Here is a 16,838-nt window from a genome sequence, read left to right on the forward strand (position 1 = left end):
GTCCTGCTAGTCTAGCGGGAACGTCGAAGCCTCCTGACGCGGCGGGAAAGCCTGCGCCACAGCGATGAGGCAACGATCTCGTTTCGGATACCGTTCTCCACGTCCACGAACCGCTGATCTATGAACTTCGTAAGGTAAAGCACGAGGCCGAGACCGTTTTCGTTCACGTAGCGTCGCAGTTCAGCGTCGCGTATGAGTGCGTCATAGCGCGCGTGCGAACTGCGGGACTCAATGACGCTGTTCCCGTCAGTACCTGTCTCCTGGATGCGCTGGTGCCAGTATGCGAGCGGTTCGCTCCCCAGGAAGTGGATTGGTCCACGCGTGAGTACCTGGAGGTTGAACGCCCAGTCGCCAATGACAGGGAGATCGTCTGAGTAGAGACCGATGACGTCGTGAAGAGAGCGTCGGTAGACAAAGCCGATCGGTACGAAGCGGTTAAAGAGCAGCGCGTCGCTCAAGAGCAGGTCGTGGATCCGCGGCTGAAATACCTCCCGTGCGTCCACATGGAAGGCTTCATCCTCGCCCCGCCGTTCCCACAGGATCTCAGTGCGTGCAACGACGCCATCGCGGGTGGGGTGGGCGTCAAGGTAGGCGACGGCCTGGCGAAGAAAGTCGGGATGCCAGGTGTCGTCATCGTCGTGAAGCACGAGGAATTCCCCATGTGCCGCACGGACTCCGGCATTCGCGCTACGCCAGCGCCCGAGTGAGACCGGATTGGAGATAACGCGAATTCGAGGCCTTTGAGCCTCCGGCAGAGCCGCGATCATCTGGTCGAGGGAGACTTGGTCGCCGCCGTCGTTGACGATGATCGCTTCCCAGTCGACGAAGGACTGCGCGAGTATGCTGTCGAGGGCGCGACGGAGGAAGCGCGGTCGATCCTTCGTTCGTACAACGACGCTGACGCGAGGCAGGCTATTCACTGGCGACCCATCCAGTTAGGAGTCGATCGATCTTGCGACCGGAAGCGGGACTGTGAGCGTTGACCAACTCGCCGTCACTGCGGATGGGTGTTTCATGAGTCTCCCAGGTATGAGTTCAGGGCATCGATGTGATTCACGCACGCGTAGCCCGCACGCTGGATCTTGGTGAGGTTGAGGGTGCTGTTGGTGGGCCGTGGTGCGACGGGGTCGGTGGCGTTGGCGAAGTATTGCTCGGTAGTCACGTCTGTGATCCGGGCGGGGTCGTGGCCGGTGAGGTGGTAGACGGCGCGGGCGATGTCTGCCCAGGATGCGGGTTCGCCGGCTCCGGTGAGGTTGTAGGTGCCGTGGGGTGCGCCGGTGTCGAGGAGGTGCTGGATGCCGGCGGCGATGTCGGTGGTGAAAGTGAGTCGACCGGTCTGGTCCGACACGACGGTGGGGTTGATGCCGCGCTGAGCGAGGGAGGCCATGGTGCGGACGAAGTTCTTGCCGTCGCCGATGACCCACGAGGTGCGGATGATGTAGTGGTGTGGGACGGCGGACACGATGGCGTCGGCTGCCGCCTTGGTTTGGCCGTAGACCCCGAGCGGGCTGACCGGGTCGGTCTCGGTGTAAGGGGTGGGAGAGGTTCCGTCGTAGACGTAGTCGCTCGAGACGTGCACGAGCGTGAGGCCGTTCTCGGTCGCGATGCGCGCCAACCAGGTGACGGCGGTGACGTTCGCGGCCCACGCGTCGCGGCGCCCGTCGGGGGTCTCGGCGGTGTCGACGGCGGTGTAGGCGGCGGCGTTGATGATGGTGCCGTAGTCCCGCCACCGGCGTGCATTGGCGAGGTCGGGGCTGGTCAGGTCGAGGTCGTCACGGGCCGCATACTCGATGTGCGCGGCATCCCCGAACTGGTCGCGCAGGGCGCGGCCGAGTTGCCCGTTCGCGCCGGTAACGAGGATCCGCTTGGGCCCGATCGGTGTCACATCCGCCAACCGCGGGTGCTTCAGATCTTTCTCGCTGATCTGCACCTGGTCGAGGGGGATGGGCCAGGAGATGCCGGTGGTTTCGTCGGCGAGGTTCAGGAAGCTGTACTCGGCGGTGGGCGACCAGTGGTCGTTGACGAGGTAGGTGTAGGCGGTGTCGGGTTCGAGGGTTTGGTAGGAGTTGCCGACCCCGCGGGGCACGAAGATCGCGCGCGACGGGTCGAGCTCGGTGGTGAACACCTGCCCGAACGTGGGGCCTTCCCGCAGGTCGACCCACGCGCCGAAGATCCGCCCGGTCGCGACCGACACCCACTTGTCCCACGGCTCTGCATGGATGCCGCGGGTGGTGCCGACCGCGTCGTTGAACGAGATGTTGTTCTGCACCGGACCGAAATCGGGAAGACCCAGAGCGGTCATCTTCTCCCGCTGCCAGTTCTCCTTGAACCAGCCTCGCGCGTCACCGTGGACGGGAAGGTCGAACACCACCAGCCCCGGGATGCCGGTCTCGGTCACCTGCAGCGGTTTGCCGTACTCGGTCATCACTGGCCCTTGGTGGCGTAGAACGCCTCAACCCCGTCTTTCGACGGTGCCCACCACGCCTCGTTCGCCCGGTACCAGTCGATCGTCGCGGCAAGACCGGCCTCGAAATCCTGGAACCTCGGGGCCCACCCCAGCTCGGCGCGCAGTCGGGTGGAATCGATCGCGTACCGCAGGTCATGACCGGCGCGGTCGGTGACGTGATCGTACGCATCCGGCGCCTGACCCATGAGGGTGAGGATCAACTCGACCACCGTCTTGTTGTTGCGCTCCCCGTCAGCGCCGATCAGGTACGTCTGCCCGATCTCACCCTTTTCGAGGATCGTGAGGACCGCCGAGGAGTGATCATCGGCGTGGATCCAGTCCCGCACGTTCTCGCCAGCACCGTAGAGCTTGGGGCGGATGCCGCGGATCACGTTCGTGATCTGCCGCGGAATGAACTTCTCCACATGCTGGTAGGGCCCGTAGTTGTTGGAGCAGTTGGAGATCGTGGCCTGCACGCCGAAGCTGCGTACCCACGCGCGCACGAGAAGGTCGCTGCCGGCCTTGGTGGACGAGTACGGGCTCGACGGGTTATACGGGGTGTGCTCGGTGAACCGTTCCGGGTCATCGAGCTCCAAATCCCCGTACACCTCATCAGTGGAGATGTGGTGGAACCGCGTGCCGTACTTCCGTGCGGCTTCGAGCAGCGTGTAAGTCCCGATGATGTTCGTGTCGAGGAAAGGGCGCGGGTCATGCAACGAGTTGTCGTTGTGAGACTCCGCCGCGTAGTGAACGACAGCGTCAGCGTCCGCCACCAGAGGATCAACCACCGCAGCATCCGCGATATCACCCACAACCAGCCGCACCCGATCCTCGGGCAGACCCGCAAGCGAGGCACGGTTACCCGCATACGTCAGCTTGTCGAGCACGACGACGTTGTCATCCGTGTGCTCGATGACGTGGTGCACGAAGTTCGACCCGATAAACCCAGCGCCACCAGTCACCAGAAGCGTGCGTGCCATTAGCGTCCCTCCCTCTCAAGCAGATCGAGAAGGTACGCACCGTACCCGGACTTCTTCAACGCGTGCCCGCGCTCGGCGAACTGTTCATCGGTGAGGAGACCCTGCCGCCATGCGATCTCCTCGGGCGCTCCAATCTTCATGCCGGTGCGCCGCTCGATCGTGCGCACGTACTCGGCAGCGTCCAACATGTCGTCGAACGTTCCGGTATCGAGCCACGCCGTGCCGCGGGGAAGGACCTCTACCTGCAGCTTGCCAGCCTCCAGGTAGGCGAGGTTCACATCGGTGATCTCGTACTCCCCACGAGCAGATGGACACAGGCCGCGAGCGATCTCCACCACATCGTTGTCATAGAAATACAACCCCGGAACCGCATAGTTCGATGTCGGCTGAGTTGGCTTCTCCTCGAGCGACACCGCCCGCCCTGCGTCATCGAATTCCACCACGCCGTAGGCGCTGGGCTCCGCCACCCAATAGGCGAAGACTGCCCCACCGTCGACCTGCGCGTACCGTTTCAGCTGAGTGCCCAGACCCGGCCCATACAGAAGGTTGTCGCCGAGCACCAGCGCGACCTTGTCATCGCCGATGAAGTCTGCGCCGATCGTGAACGCCTGCGCCAGTCCGCCCGGGGATGGCTGCACCGCAAACTCGATCGATATGCCGAACTGCGATCCATCGCCCAAGAGACGCTGGAATGACGTCGCGTCGTGCGGGGTCGTGACTACCAGAATCTCACTGATGCCCGCGAGCATCAGCGTCGACAACGGGTAGTACACCATTGGCTTGTCATACACCGGCGCCAACTGTTTGGAGACTCCGAGTGTCACCGGATGCAGCCGAGTCCCCGAGCCGCCGGCCAGAACAATACCCTTCACAGGTCTATCCTGACACGTCGAGATCAGCCGCCAAGAGCTCGCCGGAAGTACTCCACGGTCTTGACCAGCCCGGCGTGCAACTCCACGGTCGGCTCCCATCCGAGTTCTCGACGCGCAAGATCGATGTCAGGTTGGCGTTGTTTTGGGTCGTCCTGCGGAAGCTCTCGGTGTTCGATCACCGACCCGCTGCCGGTGATGTTGAGAACTGCCTGAGCGAGCTCGAGCATGGTGAACTCCCCGGGGTTTCCAACGTTGATCGGCCCCGTCACTTCGTGACCCGTATTCATAAGGCGCACCATGCCATCGACGAGGTCGTCCACGTAGCAGAACGATCGCGTCTGCGAGCCGTCGCCGTAGATCGTGATGGGCTCGCCGCGCAGCGCCTGCACGACGAAGTTCGAGACGACGCGGCCGTCGTTGGGGTGCATCCTTGGCCCGTAGGTGTTGAAGATGCGGATGACCTTGATGTCGAGGTCGTGCTGACGGCGGTAGTCGAAGAACAGTGTCTCGGCTGCGCGCTTGCCCTCGTCATAGCAGGAACGCGGGCCGATCGGATTGACGTTGCCCCAGTAGTCCTCGGTCTGCGGGTGCACCGCCGGGTCCCCGTAGACCTCCGAGGTCGAGGCCTGGAGGATCGGCACACGCAACCGCTTGGCAAGACCCAGCATGTTGATCGCGCCCATCACACTGGTCTTGGTCGTTTGCACGGGATCGTGCTGGTAGTGCACGGGGGAGGCAGGGCAGGCCAGGTTGTAGATCTGGTCGACCTCAAGGTACAGCGGGAACGTCACGTCGTGGCGAATGACCTCGAACCGCGGGTTGGGGAACAGATGCTCGACATTGCGGCGGCTGCCAGTGAAGAAGTTGTCGACGCAGATGACCTCGTGACCCTCGTCGAGCAGCCGCTCGCAGAGATGGGATCCGATGAAGCCTGCGCCACCGGTGATGAGAACTCTCGATGACACTGCCACAGCCTAGCACCGGGTCATTGGGTGCTCAGCGGGTGGTGGAGACCATCGTCCGCTGCCCGAAGGTGCGGCCGAGCGCGCCTTCGAGACGTCCGACGAACATGGGCCAGCCGTCGCTGACCCGCACCGGTTTCGGATTGCGGATGCCGTAGAGCAGTCCGGCTCCGACGAAGGCGGCGCGCCACCACAGCGGGTAGCGGTGGACGCTCACCGCCCTGCCCGTCCCGCGGCCATATGCTCGCAGCTTGCGGCGGCGTTCGACGTCCGTGAGCCCGTAGGCAGTGGAGATGCCATTCACGTGCACAGCGCGGTCGACCCACACGAAGGAGTCGACGACGGCAGGGCGGGTCTGCATCACCCGCAGCAGCAGATCTGTTCCCTCCGCGACCTGCCACGGGGTCTCGGCGCCGGGACCAATGCTCTCGTCGAACCCGCCGACCTCGTTGAAAAGCGACCTCTTCATGAGGATGCCCATCTCGATGACATTCCACACGTTGAAGATGTCGAGCGGGGTGCCCGGGTCGGGGAGGGTCGTCTTGGGTCCTCGCTCGTCCCACGATGTGAACCCGCCCACCACGAAGCTCTCCGCTGAGACCGCTTCCCGGAGGCGTGCGAGCGTCCCCTCGGGGTAGAGGGTGTTGTCGTTGGGGAAGGTCAGGATGCGTTCTCCTGACGGGAGCGCGGCGACCCCGGCGTTGCGGCCTCGGGACGCACCGCGACCCGAGGTGGTCGCGGTCACCGGCAGCCCGGCGGCGGCGAACTCGGCGGCGAGCGCGGCGACGGCATCCTGGTTGCCCTGGGCGACCAGGATGATGTGATCGTCGGATGCCAGCTGGCCGTCGAGCGAGGCGAGCAGGGCCCGCAGTGCGTCCAGGCGCCCGAGGGTCGTCACGACCAGGCCGAACGATGGCTTCATGCTGTCCTTCTCTCGTCCGCCGCGTCACGCACTGTCGCGCGAGAGCATCGTGTTCCAGTGCCGCGTTGTCTCGGCCCACGTGAACCGGGAGGCATTGCGCCGCCCGGCTGCGGCCAACTCGGTATGCAGTGCGTCGTCGTCGGTGACGGCGCGGAGCAGATTTGCGAGGGCCGCGGCATCGTGCGGCGCGAAGTAGAGGGCAGAGTCGCCGAGAATCTCCCTGTTGATGGGGATGTCGGACGCGATCACGGGCGTTCCCAGAGCCTGGGCTTCCAGCGGAGGGATACCGAACCCTTCGTGCAGCGAGGGCCAGACGAACACGCGGGCCCTGCTGTACTCCCTTGCCAACTCCTCGTCGGTGACGGGGCCCACCCAGGCCAGGCGCTTCGCGGGGATGCCGACATCGCGCGCGTACGGCTCGAGGGCCGGATCGAGTTGTCCGACCACACGGACGCGCAGCGGAGATCCATCGGGCAGAGCTGCCGCGGCATCCACGACACGGCGGACGTTCTTGGCCGCGCCATGCCGGCCGAACACCAGCGCGACAGGTGTCCGGTCCGCCACGTCAGCGCCCGCGGGGGCAGCGAAGCTATCGGCCCCGTTGTAGACGACGTCGACACGGTCGCGCGGGAGTCGGAAATAGCTGCAGATCTCGGCCCGGGACTGTTCGCTCACCGTCACGACGCCGCGGCCCCGGCGGAGCGCGCCGAGACGGGTCGACAGCTGCCACTGGATGCGAAAGAGAAGGGAGAAGTCGCCCGGGCGCAGGGCGGGAGCGATGTCGTGCAGGACGGTGATCTGGCGACGGTAGAAGACGGGTGCGATGTTCGCGAAGTTCAGCAGTACGGGGTGCCCATGTCTGCGCAGCCACGAGGGCAGTTCGACCTGCTCCCAGACCGGGCCCCCGAAGCGCCCCACGACCTCGTACGGCACATCGGGGATCCCGAGGTCCGCGCCGCCCGCGGGTAGCAGCAGCACGACATCGTCCCGTTCTCGTGCCAGCCGCACAGTCAGCTCGGTGGCAAAGCGGCGGACGCCTCCGAAGGAGTTCAGCAGAAAGCGCCCGTTGATCGCGATGGTCACCGCATCAGCCTAGCTTCGAGCCGTCGCGCTCCATGGCTCATGCGGTCGCGAGGGCGCGTAGGACGTGCAGACTACGGGGGATCAGGAGAGCAGCCGCCATACCCTCGGTCACGGCGTATCCGATCGCGGCGCCGATCGGCCCCCACGCCAGTCCGAGCCCGATCATGAGGGGGGTGCCGAGCGCGGTAGCGATGAGCGTCGCGCGCATGACCGGCGTCGCCAGCCCTGCGGGGAAGAGGACGAGACGGGTCAGCCCGGTTCGGAATGAGAAGAATGCGAACACCAGACCCATCGTGAACAGAATGCCGATGCTCGACGACGCCTCCTCGCCGAAGAGCACCGTGCTGGCCCAGGGCCCTAGAACCGCCAGCCCCGCCCAACCGGCAAGGCCACCCGTGATGAGGGCCGCCATCGCCAGGAGAATTCGTCTCCGGCGACCCACGCCGTCGGTTTCTGCGACCCAGCTCTGGAAAGCGTTTGCGAGCGTCATCGGGAGGAACTGCCCGAGCTTGAGCATCTTCTCCGCCGACGCGAAACCGGCAGCGGCGATCGGTGGGGAGGTGACGTTCACGAGAGGAGCAGGCAGGCTCGAGTACCCGCTGAGCGCGGCGTCGTTGAGTGCGACTGGTGCGCCCTTGCGCATCAACCCCGGAATCTCGCGTGCCGTCGGCCACGGCCCGGGATTGCGCCGGAGCAGGCGCCACGTGAACAGCGTCGTGCCACCGAGGGTCACCAGGATGCCCGCAATAGGGTAGAGCTCGACGATGCCTGTGGCGGCGATCGCCCCTGCGGCAGCGACGGTCGCGACCAGGCGCGGCACCGCATCGAAGACGATGATCGTGCGAGGGTCTCCGACGCCCGCACAGTACCACGTGAACGACAGCGCGATAAGCGCGCCTTGCGTGCCCATGAGCACGCTCAGCCACTCGAAGCCGGGCGAGGCGACGAACCAGCACACGACGGCGAGCACGGGCAGCACGATCACGGCCAGGAGGAGGCGGACGACGATCGAGTCGCGGTAGATACGGGCTCGTCGGCTGTCTTCGCCCGCAACCGAGACCATGGCGGGCCCGATGGATGCCCACCCGTAGCCGATTGCGATGGCTGCAAGGGTCCCGACCGATTCGCCCGCAATGGCGCTGGCCCAGCCCGCGGGTCCGGCGTTGCGAGAGACGAAAGGAAGCACGATCAGAGGGGAGGCCGCCGCGATGGCCGGAATCGCGAGGAAACCGATCAAGCGGCTCCCGAGTGGCTGAGGCGTCATGAGGGTCGTCTCGCGATCTCGAGCGCGTCGCGGAGGACCTCGGCGGTGCGTTCGGCACTGCGCTCCCACGTGAACGTCTCGGCCCACGACATCGCCGCTTTCCGGTCAGCCTGCCCGATTGGTGAACGCAGGGCATCCGCGATGGCTGCGGCGAGGCCGGGAGGACTGCTCGCGTCCGCGTAGGCCACATAGTCCGCGCCGACTTCCCTGAGCACGGGGATGTCATTGGCGACGACGCGCACGCCCCGGCGGAGGGCGTCGAGCACCGGCAACCCGAACCCCTCGGCGAGGGAGGGACAGACGTAGAGGTCGGCAACGCCGAAGAGTGCTTCCAGTTGTTCGGCGTTGACCCAGCCCGGCAGGACGACATCGCCGACGAGTCCGCGCTCGACCACCATCGATGCGAGCGGGTCCGACTCACCCCCACCCGCGATCACTGTCAGCGGTCGCTCGTGTGCGGGCAGCTCCGCGAGCGCGGCGAGTAGTCCCACGAAGTTCTTGTGAGGGAGTCGGTTGCCGGCGCTCAGCAGGATGGGCCGCCCCGGCTCGATCCCGAGCTCACTCAGATGCGACCAGGGCGAGGGTGCGGGATGCGGCGGGGCACTGCCGTTGTGGACGACACGAATGCGTCGCTCCGGGACTCCCAGGCGCGTCTGAATGCTGGATGCCGCCGTGTGCGAGACCGTGAGTACGAGGTCCGCCGTGCGAGCCGAGCGTGTCATGAGCCACGAGGTGGCGGCGCGCTGTGCACGCTCAAAGACGCTGCCGCCGGGGACATCGTTGTAGATCGCGTCGTGTACCGTAACCACGCGCGGTACACCCTGGCGGATGGGGCCGAAGTTCTGGGGAGCCCAGAGGAGGTCGGCGCCGAGCTTCCGTGCCATCCGATCCGTCGTTGTCACCGCCGCTCTCGCCCAGCTGCTCGGGCTCGGGCCGACATCCTCGAGCGTGTGCACCGGCCCCACGAGGAAGCCCGAGACGATGGCGGTGCCCGCTCGTCCTGTGATCGCGGCGAACTCGACTTCGGGCAGCAGCGTGGGCAGCCGGGTGAGGAGTTCGCGTGCGTATGTCTCAGTGCCGCCTCGTGAACCCGTGAAGCCGAGCAGATCGACGACGATGCGCATGCCGCTCAATTCTCAATCACGGCATCCGGGCGTTGCTCGCGTCTTGGGATCGTGAGAATACCCGAGAAGAAGCTCATCATGATCGTCTGGAAACCGAGGATCATGCCGAGAGCGCTCGGAATGGCGATGCGAACGACCGCTGCGGCGTCCAAGGGACCGAAATCGAGGCTGCCCCAGCGGATGACCTGGGCCACGCCGATTCCTACACCGAGCACGAAAAGGCCGACGCCGATGAGCAGTCCTCGCTCAGCGGTCCAAATCTCCACTGCCGTGCGCAAGTGTGGACTGGTCGGCAGGAAGGCCTCTTGCGTAGCGTAGAGCTTGGTCAACCAGAAGAACATCAAGGCCTGGTAGCCGATGACACACAAGGCGCTCGCATAGACCATCGTGGTCACGTCGAACCCGATGCCGCCGATCCGAATACCCCCGAACGACAGAATCCCCACGGCGATCGCGCCGAGGAAGAACGCCACAAGCCCCGGATAGACGAACAGCCATCGGGGCGCAAAGATAAGCAGGAACCGCAGGTGCCGCCATCCGTCGTGCCAGCTGCGCAGGTGCGGCGGGCGTGACCGGCCGTCCTTCTTGAGAGTCGTCGGCACCTCTTCGATGCGGTACTTCGGGCGCGCCAGCGTGGACTTGACAACCATCTCGGATGCGAACTCCATACCCGTCGTCTGCAGGTCGAGGTCCCGGATGCGGTCGCGGTTGAACCCGCGCAGCCCGCAGTGGAAGTCGCCGACGTTCGGGCGGAAGAAGAGCTGCCCGATGCCCGAAAGGACGGGGTTGCCCAGGTACCTGTGCAGCGGCGGCATGGCACCGGGCGCGATGCCTCCTTTGAACCTGTTGCCCATCACGAGGTCGGCACCGTCGCGAAGCCTGTCGACGAACGGTTGCAGGTTCTCAAAGTCGTAGCTGTCGTCCGCATCGCCCATGATGATGTAGCGGCCGCGTGCGTTCTCGATGCCGTTGATCAGCGCCGCGCCGTATCCGCGCCGGGGTGCGGGGGATACGCGCGCACCGAGGCGCAGCGCGATCTCCTGCGAGCCGTCAGTGCTGCCGTTGTCGGAGATGAGTACCTCACCGGCGATCCCCGAGCGCAGCAGATATCCCTGTGCCTTGCGGATGCACACCTCGAGCGTCTCGGCCTCGTTGAGGCACGGCATGAGGATCGTCAACTCGAGCTCGGGTGCGTCGTTCGTCGCGCTCACGGGAGGTGTCCTTCGTTCGGAGGGGTCGGAGCGGTGCGCTCGTCGAGAGCTTCCACAATCGCGTCCATCGTCCGGGCGATCGTGCGAGTCTGCAGCGCGTCCTGATACCACTGATACGTCGAGTCTCGCAGCCGATCACCGTCGCGCACGCATGCCACGATCGCCGCTGCCAGATCGTCGGGGGAGGCCGATGCGGCAACGTAGCCGTTGACGCGGTCGTCCACAAGTTCGGTGGCTGCGTTTCCTTCGTCTGTCACGAGCACAACGGGTGTGCCGTGCGCTGCCGCTTCGACGACGACCAGGCCGTAACCTTCACGGCGGGAGGGGTTGGCCAAGCACGCGGCGGTGGCCATGAGGTCGGTGAGCTCTTCCTGGTCTACGAAGCCGGGCATCCGTGTCCACGCGCCGCCCTCGACGCGGGCGACCTCTGATCGGATCTGTTCCGTCGTCGCACCCTGGCCGAGGATCACGAGCTCGAGATCCGGTACATGCGCGCGGGCCGTAGCGACGGCCGCGGGAAGTGCGTCGACCCGTTTGTCGGCGATATGGCGTCCGACGTACAGGACGAAGGGCGGACACGCCGCGGGGCTGGGCGGTTCCGTCTCGCCTGTTCCGTCGATGAGGCCGGGACTGACGAGAAGGGTTCCGCGGAAGCCCTCATCACGGAGGTGCTCCGCGCTCAGTTGAGAGTGGCACGTCGCGATGGGCGTCACAGCGATCGCGAGTCGCTGCAGTAGCCACGCGACGGTGCCCATCACTCGGCCCGCATACTCGGTCCACCGCGATCTGCCCCACACCTCGAGATAGTCCACGATGAGCGGAGTCTGTGTTCCTGCCAGAGACAGGCGGGCAGCGAAGACGTTCAGCACGGGTAATCCGCTGACGATCACCGCACCGACGCGTCGTCGTCTGCGGCGCAGCGCCCGAAAGACTCCGACCGAGAACCGGAACGCTGCGGACGCGCGCCGCACTCCGCCGTCGTCATACAGGCGCAGCGGTCCGGTGACGGCCTCGACGCGGTACGCGGCATCCGGAGTCTCACCGTCCCACTGGTGAGCAGTAAGGTACTCCACATCCTCCCCACGCCTGACAAGGTCGCGCGCGAAAGCATCGTACTGGCGTTCACCGCCCCCTTTTGTGAGAGGGAAGAGGCAGTCATAGACGATCGAGATGGTCCGGCCGGCCATGTTCAGCAGCCCACGACGCGGAACAGCTGGGCGTCGCCCTGCGAATCGATCAATTCGAGGTGCTCTCCCGGATCAAGCCCCTGGATCCCCGCGCGGTCGGCGGCGGCGTCGTCTCGATTGAAGACATTCTGTGTACCGAAATCGAGCACATGAGTAACGCCGACGGTTCGGATGGCATCGCACACCAGCGGGTCTTCGTCGATTTCCCGCAGATGCTCATCGAGATAGATTTCTTCGGAGCTTCGGGTTCCGAAGACATGGATCTCCACGACGTCTCTTCCTGCCAGCGCATAGGCGAGCGAGGTCCCGGTCCACGGGCTCCCGGCGATCAGCGCTTCAGCGGGAGTCGTGTCGTCGAGGCGCTCCAGTAGCTCCTCTTCGTCAGAGGTGAGCAGCGCGGACGAAGCATCCATGCGGTAGTTGACGTGTGCCCGTTCCATTGCAGCCGAAACGTTTGGTCCGACCGCGACGCTGAACAGCGCGACCGATGAGACAGCAACGGTAACCGCATACACTGCGGTACGTCCGCGAAGCCAGGGCGCACAAGCATCCGCGAGCCAGGTCACTGCGAACACTGCTACCGGGATTCCTGCCACGGGCAGGAGCGCCGCTAGCCGGTACGGGTCGTTGTACCAGGGGTTGGTGACCATCTCGCGAAGGAGGAAGTCGACGGGAGTTCCCGAGACGAGGATGAACATGAATGCTGCTACCGCGAAGGGCAGTGCGAACAGACCGCGACTGGGCGTGCGGATAATTAAGGTCACCCCGAGGAGTAGGAACGCCGCCGTGATGAGAGTCAGGGGGTAGGCGCGTGGACTGATCAGGACTGCTTCACCAAAGGACTGCGCGGTGGACTGCCAGGGCGCCCATCGCGACATGCCCCATCCCGTGCGAGAGAAGCGCCACAACGCGGCACCGACGAGTAGGACTAGCAGGGCGGCACTCGAGTGGGTGAGCCACACGCGGCGGGATCCGGCCGATATCGCACGTAGCAGCAAGACGACAAGTGCGACGGCGGCGCCCATAGCATAGAGCGCGAGAACCGCGTTCGGATGGGCCAGTCCGACGCCCACGACCAGCAGCAGGATCAGGGCGACCGTGCGGATGGCATCGCCTCGACCGGTCACCTTGAGGATCATCCATAGTGCCGCAAGCCCCGCAGGAAGGATCGCGTATGCGGTCGCGTTGGGGTAGAGCACACCGAAGTCGAACAGCAGGATCGGGAAGGCGCCAAATCCCGTCGAGAGGGCCGCGGCTACGATGCCGACCGCCATCCGGCTGCCGAACAGCGTGAGCGACAGCGCAATGACGGAGGCGGGCCATGCGACTGCACCGATCGCGATGTTCGCCGCGTTCACCGCGATCGGAACGCTCGCCCCGGACACGAGACCAGACAGCGAGACCAGGGCGTGCCAGGCGTTCGGATAGAAGGCGATGTCGCTTGTTGCGCCGATATGGAAAGCCGATGCGTTCGCGGTGTCCATCGCATAGCGGATCGTGTTCAGGTGCACGATCGCGTCGAATGTCTGAGAGATGTTTTCGGGGCGGTCGAAGACCGTCATGAGCTGGATGCTGATCGCCACGGTTGCGGCGACGAACGCCGCAACCGTGGTCAGGATCACACGAAGAGGGGGCAGCGCAGCCGGAGCATCCCTGACCCAGAGAAGCCGGATAGTGGTGGCGATGGCAGCTACCACGACCGTGACAATTGCGATCGGGATCGGACCCCAGGGCAGCCCAACCATTCCGGCGAGGACGGCGGCCACCGCCAGCACGGCTAGCGACAACGCCGGGGCGAAGAACCAGAGGGCAAGTCGGCGCACACCCCATCCGGCCACGACGATCACAGCGCCCGGGAGGATCAGCGCGAGGGCCGCCACTGTGAACGGCGCGATCGCAGCCGACCAGCTCTCGATCATGTGCGTGATCGCCCCTTCACTCGGTCAACGCATCATGGTAGTGGATGTGCCTGTTGGAACCCTGCGCGCGCAGGCGGGCTTGGCAGCAGGGCGCGGGTAAACTGCACTCGTTGACTTCGTGCCGAGCCGCCGTCGCGCGGCTCCCAGACCGAAAGCCTGATCCACCATGGACCTTCTTGTTGTCGGCTCGGGGTTCTTCGGTCTTACGATCGCTGAGCGAGCCGCGAGTGCTGGCCGCCGCGTGACAGTGATCGATCGCCGTCACCATATCGGCGGCAACGCGTTCAGCGAGGCCGAGGCCTCCACGGGGATTGAGGTGCACCGCTACGGCGCGCATTTGTTTCACACCTCGAACGCCACCGTGTGGGAGTACGTGAACAGGTTCACGAGCTTCACGCCATACGTGCACCGTGTGTACACCAACCATGGCGGCGTTGTGTACCCGTTGCCGATTAACTTGGGCACGATCAACCAGTTCTTCAACGCTGCATACTCACCGGCGCAAGCACGCGCCCTCGTTACCGAGCAGGCAGCGGAATTCGACGCGAAGTCTGCGCGGAACCTCGAGGAGCGAGCGATCGGCCTCATCGGCCGGCCCCTCTACGAAGCATTCATCCGCGACTACACCGCCAAGCAGTGGCAGACCGATCCGACCGAGCTCCCTGCAGAAGTCATCAGCCGCCTTCCGGTGCGGTACACCTACGACAACCGGTACTTCAGTGACACCTGGGAGGGACTACCCGTCGATGGGTACACTGCGTGGTTGGAGCGGATGGCCGATCATCCGAACATCGACGTCAAGCTCGACACAGACTTTTTCGATGCGTCGCAGACGCTGAACAAGGCCGCGACTGTCGGCCAGGTCCCGATCGTCTACACCGGCCCGATCGACCGCTACTTCGAGTATCACGCGGGCGAGCTGGCATGGCGGACGCTGGACTTCGAGGAAGAAGTCCTTGACGTCGAAGATTTCCAGGGCACACCGGTCATGAACTATGCCGGCGCGGACGTTCCGTACACCCGGATCCATGAGTTCAAGCATTTCCACCCCGAGCGTGCGAACCGGTATCCCACCGATCGCACGGTCATCATGCGGGAGTTCTCCCGCTTCGCGACCCGGGACGACGAGCCTTACTACCCGATCAACACCCCCGAGGATCGCGAGGGTCTATTGGCCTATCGCGACCTCCAAAAGGGCGAGCGAGGCGTGTACTTCGGCGGACGGCTGGGTACGTATCAGTATCTTGACATGCACATGGCTATCGGGTCTGCGCTCACTATGTGGAACAACATCCTCGCCTGACTGACTGTCCTTGGAACCCTGCTGTGTGGGTGCTTTGTTTCCGCTAGAGAGCAGAAATGCCAGCAGGCCTCTAGGGAACCAACTGGCTCGACCGATCCCACACTTGCAGCGTCGTAAGTGGCAGATCGATCTTCTCGCTGTTCTCGAACCCAGCCTGTGTGAGTTCGGCGGACATCGGTTCGGAGAAGTCGGGATCAGGCTCACGGAGAACGACGAGAACTCGGTCGAACTGCGCCAGTTGCGGCGCGACCTCAAGCGGACTTGTTCTGTTATCAAAAAGGTAGGCCCGCTCTTCTGCCGGAGTGATGAGCGTGGGATCAGCGATGCCTTCCACCGAACTCGGATACGCCAACCGTACGAGTGCCACGTAGGAGTTCACATCCTGCGGGGGAGCATAGATGACCGCTGTCGCCGAAACCGGCAAGGAAGCCATTAGATCTGCGACGCTCCGCCAGTCCGTGTTCTTCGCTTCTGGCTCGCGGAGCGCGACTGCGGAAGGGACGGTGGTGAGAGCCAGTATGAACACGACTGCCCACATGTGCCAACGGCGTAGGCTTCTCAAGAGCCATGCAGATGCAAGGGCCAGAGCAGGGGCGGAGATCGTCAGAGCGCGTGGCTGATAGATGCTCGGCGCCATGGCTGAGTAGCTCAGAATCAGCACCTGGGGCAAGATGAGCCATCCGAGGATGGGAAAGAGCAGCAGTCGTTGTCTAGGGTCTATGTCGCCCCGGCGTCGACGTCCTGTTATCGCCATGATCCCGCCTCCCACGAGAGCGGCGACCCATGCGGCGCTGGCGAGCGGGTTGTCCAGGAAGTACTGCTCTACCGCCACTTCGTACCACGTTGTTACGGAGATCGTGCGGGTGCCGCCTAGCTGTGCCCGTTGCGCGAGCACTGCGAGGAGAAACGGCGACACGACTATGGCCGCGGTGGTGGCGGCGATTAGTAACGCAAATCCGCGGCGACGGGTCTTCGGATACACCAGTGCTCCCAAGACAATGCCCGCGATGACCAGTGCGTTGTACATGAAGACAAAGACGGATAGGGCTGCCGCGACCGTGAACACGACCAAAGAGGCGAAGTTGCGTATCGTGAGAGCCCAAGACAGGCACAGCACGACGAGAGTTGCGGCAAGTGCGGCAAAGGCGAACGAGCGAGCCTCTGTCGCGGACCACATCACACGGGGCAGCAGCAGGTAGAGGATGCCGGCAAGCACCGCGACCGTGCGTCCGCCGTGCCTCGCACCGAGGAAGTACAGAGCTACCGCAGTGAGGCTAACTGCGAGCGCGCTCGGGAACCGCATCGCGAACTCCGAGCTTCCGGCAACTCTCGTCCACGCATTCATGATCAGGTAGTAGGCGGCGTGCACCATGTCCACGTTCTGGAACATCGCTAACAAACTGCTCCAGGACCGCGTTGCACCGGATACCGTCGCGACCTCGTCGTACCAGTACGACGGGCGTTCGAGCCAGATGAGCTGGACGGACAGGATGAGGCAGCCGGCCAAGACGACGAGGACGCGTTCCCGTGCGGTTGCGGAGATAGTCACGTGAACTCCAGAGCTG

14 protein-coding genes are annotated in these 16,838 nt (G+C 64.7%); 1 reads left to right on the plus strand and 13 read right to left on the minus strand.

Translation table 11 applies throughout. The features are described from left to right. Positions 1–11: 11 nt before the first annotated feature. From AADH62_RS00970 to AADH62_RS01025, 12 genes are all read right to left on the minus strand, one after another. The gene (locus AADH62_RS00970; protein WP_341577863.1) at positions 12–920 is read right to left on the minus strand and encodes a glycosyltransferase family A protein; all 909 of its coding nucleotides are present in this window, start codon (positions 918–920) and stop codon (positions 12–14) included. Positions 921–1,012: 92 nt separating this feature from the next. Next, a complete protein-coding gene (locus AADH62_RS00975; RefSeq protein ID WP_341577864.1) occupies positions 1,013–2,425 on the minus strand; it encodes a bifunctional dTDP-4-dehydrorhamnose 3,5-epimerase family protein/NAD(P)-dependent oxidoreductase in 1,413 nt (470 codons plus the stop codon). Beyond that, on the minus strand, positions 2,425–3,426 hold the full coding sequence (gene rfbB, locus AADH62_RS00980) for a dTDP-glucose 4,6-dehydratase (protein ID WP_341577865.1): 1,002 nt from the start codon (positions 3,424–3,426) through the stop codon (positions 2,425–2,427). Before rfbB ends, AADH62_RS00975 begins: the two co-directional genes overlap by 1 nt. After that, complete coding sequence (rfbA, locus tag AADH62_RS00985; protein ID WP_341577866.1) at positions 3,426–4,298, minus strand: glucose-1-phosphate thymidylyltransferase RfbA; 873 nt, start codon at positions 4,296–4,298, stop codon at positions 3,426–3,428. The genes rfbB and rfbA overlap by 1 nt, the downstream gene beginning before the upstream one ends. A gap of 23 nt (positions 4,299–4,321) precedes the next feature. Then, on the minus strand, positions 4,322–5,263 hold the full coding sequence (locus AADH62_RS00990) for a UDP-glucuronic acid decarboxylase family protein (protein ID WP_341577867.1): 942 nt from the start codon (positions 5,261–5,263) through the stop codon (positions 4,322–4,324). Positions 5,264–5,294: 31 nt separating this feature from the next. Continuing rightward, entirely contained in the window at positions 5,295–6,182 is an 888-nt protein-coding gene (locus AADH62_RS00995) for a glycosyltransferase family 2 protein (RefSeq protein ID WP_341577868.1), read from the minus strand. A gap of 24 nt (positions 6,183–6,206) precedes the next feature. Beyond that, entirely contained in the window at positions 6,207–7,265 is a 1,059-nt protein-coding gene (locus AADH62_RS01000; RefSeq protein WP_341577869.1) for a glycosyltransferase family 1 protein, read from the minus strand. Positions 7,266–7,302: 37 nt separating this feature from the next. After that, positions 7,303–8,529, minus strand: a complete 1,227-nt coding sequence (locus AADH62_RS01005; RefSeq protein WP_341577870.1) for a hypothetical protein — start codon at positions 8,527–8,529, stop codon at positions 7,303–7,305. After that, positions 8,526–9,653: a glycosyltransferase family 1 protein gene (locus AADH62_RS01010; RefSeq protein ID WP_341577871.1), complete on the minus strand. Its 1,128-nt coding sequence runs from the start codon at positions 9,651–9,653 to the stop codon at positions 8,526–8,528. Before AADH62_RS01010 ends, AADH62_RS01005 begins: the two co-directional genes overlap by 4 nt. Positions 9,654–9,658: 5 nt before the next feature. Next, positions 9,659–10,864: a glycosyltransferase family 2 protein gene (locus AADH62_RS01015; RefSeq protein WP_341577872.1), complete on the minus strand. Its 1,206-nt coding sequence runs from the start codon at positions 10,862–10,864 to the stop codon at positions 9,659–9,661. Then, complete coding sequence (locus AADH62_RS01020) at positions 10,861–12,051, minus strand: glycosyltransferase family 4 protein (protein ID WP_341577873.1); 1,191 nt, start codon at positions 12,049–12,051, stop codon at positions 10,861–10,863. The genes AADH62_RS01015 and AADH62_RS01020 overlap by 4 nt, the downstream gene beginning before the upstream one ends. A gap of 2 nt (positions 12,052–12,053) precedes the next feature. Then, positions 12,054–13,970, minus strand: a complete 1,917-nt coding sequence (locus tag AADH62_RS01025) for a DUF6541 family protein (RefSeq protein ID WP_341577874.1) — start codon at positions 13,968–13,970, stop codon at positions 12,054–12,056. 166 nt (positions 13,971–14,136) lie between these two features. Between AADH62_RS01025 and glf the strand changes: the two genes are divergently transcribed. Beyond that, positions 14,137–15,273, plus strand: coding sequence for a UDP-galactopyranose mutase (gene glf / locus AADH62_RS01030; RefSeq protein ID WP_341577875.1), 1,137 nt, complete (start codon positions 14,137–14,139; stop codon positions 15,271–15,273). A gap of 70 nt (positions 15,274–15,343) precedes the next feature. Here the strand turns inward: glf and AADH62_RS01035 are convergent, their stop codons facing one another. After that, complete coding sequence (locus AADH62_RS01035) at positions 15,344–16,822, minus strand: glycosyltransferase family 39 protein (RefSeq protein WP_341577876.1); 1,479 nt, start codon at positions 16,820–16,822, stop codon at positions 15,344–15,346. Between the last annotated feature and the right edge of the window lie 16 nt (positions 16,823–16,838).

Origin of the sequence: Microbacterium schleiferi, assembly GCF_038150145.1 — a bacterium.
Lineage (GTDB): Bacteria > Actinomycetota > Actinomycetes > Actinomycetales > Microbacteriaceae > Microbacterium > Microbacterium schleiferi_B.

Coding starts and splice junctions, on each gene's coding strand:
- AADH62_RS00975 (WP_341577864.1), bottom strand. CDS start 2,425: ATGACCGAGTACGGCAAACCGCTGCAGGTGACCGAGACCGGCATCCCG.
- rfbB (WP_341577865.1), bottom strand. CDS start 3,426: ATGGCACGCACGCTTCTGGTGACTGGTGGCGCTGGGTTTATCGGGTCG.
- AADH62_RS00995 (WP_341577868.1), bottom strand. CDS start 6,182: ATGAAGCCATCGTTCGGCCTGGTCGTGACGACCCTCGGGCGCCTGGAC.
- AADH62_RS01005 (WP_341577870.1), bottom strand. CDS start 8,529: ATGACGCCTCAGCCACTCGGGAGCCGCTTGATCGGTTTCCTCGCGATT.
- AADH62_RS01010 (WP_341577871.1), bottom strand. CDS start 9,653: ATGCGCATCGTCGTCGATCTGCTCGGCTTCACGGGTTCACGAGGCGGC.
- AADH62_RS01020 (WP_341577873.1), bottom strand. CDS start 12,051: ATGGCCGGCCGGACCATCTCGATCGTCTATGACTGCCTCTTCCCTCTC.
- AADH62_RS01025 (WP_341577874.1), bottom strand. CDS start 13,970: ATGATCGAGAGCTGGTCGGCTGCGATCGCGCCGTTCACAGTGGCGGCC.
- glf (WP_341577875.1), top strand. CDS start 14,137: ATGGACCTTCTTGTTGTCGGCTCGGGGTTCTTCGGTCTTACGATCGCT.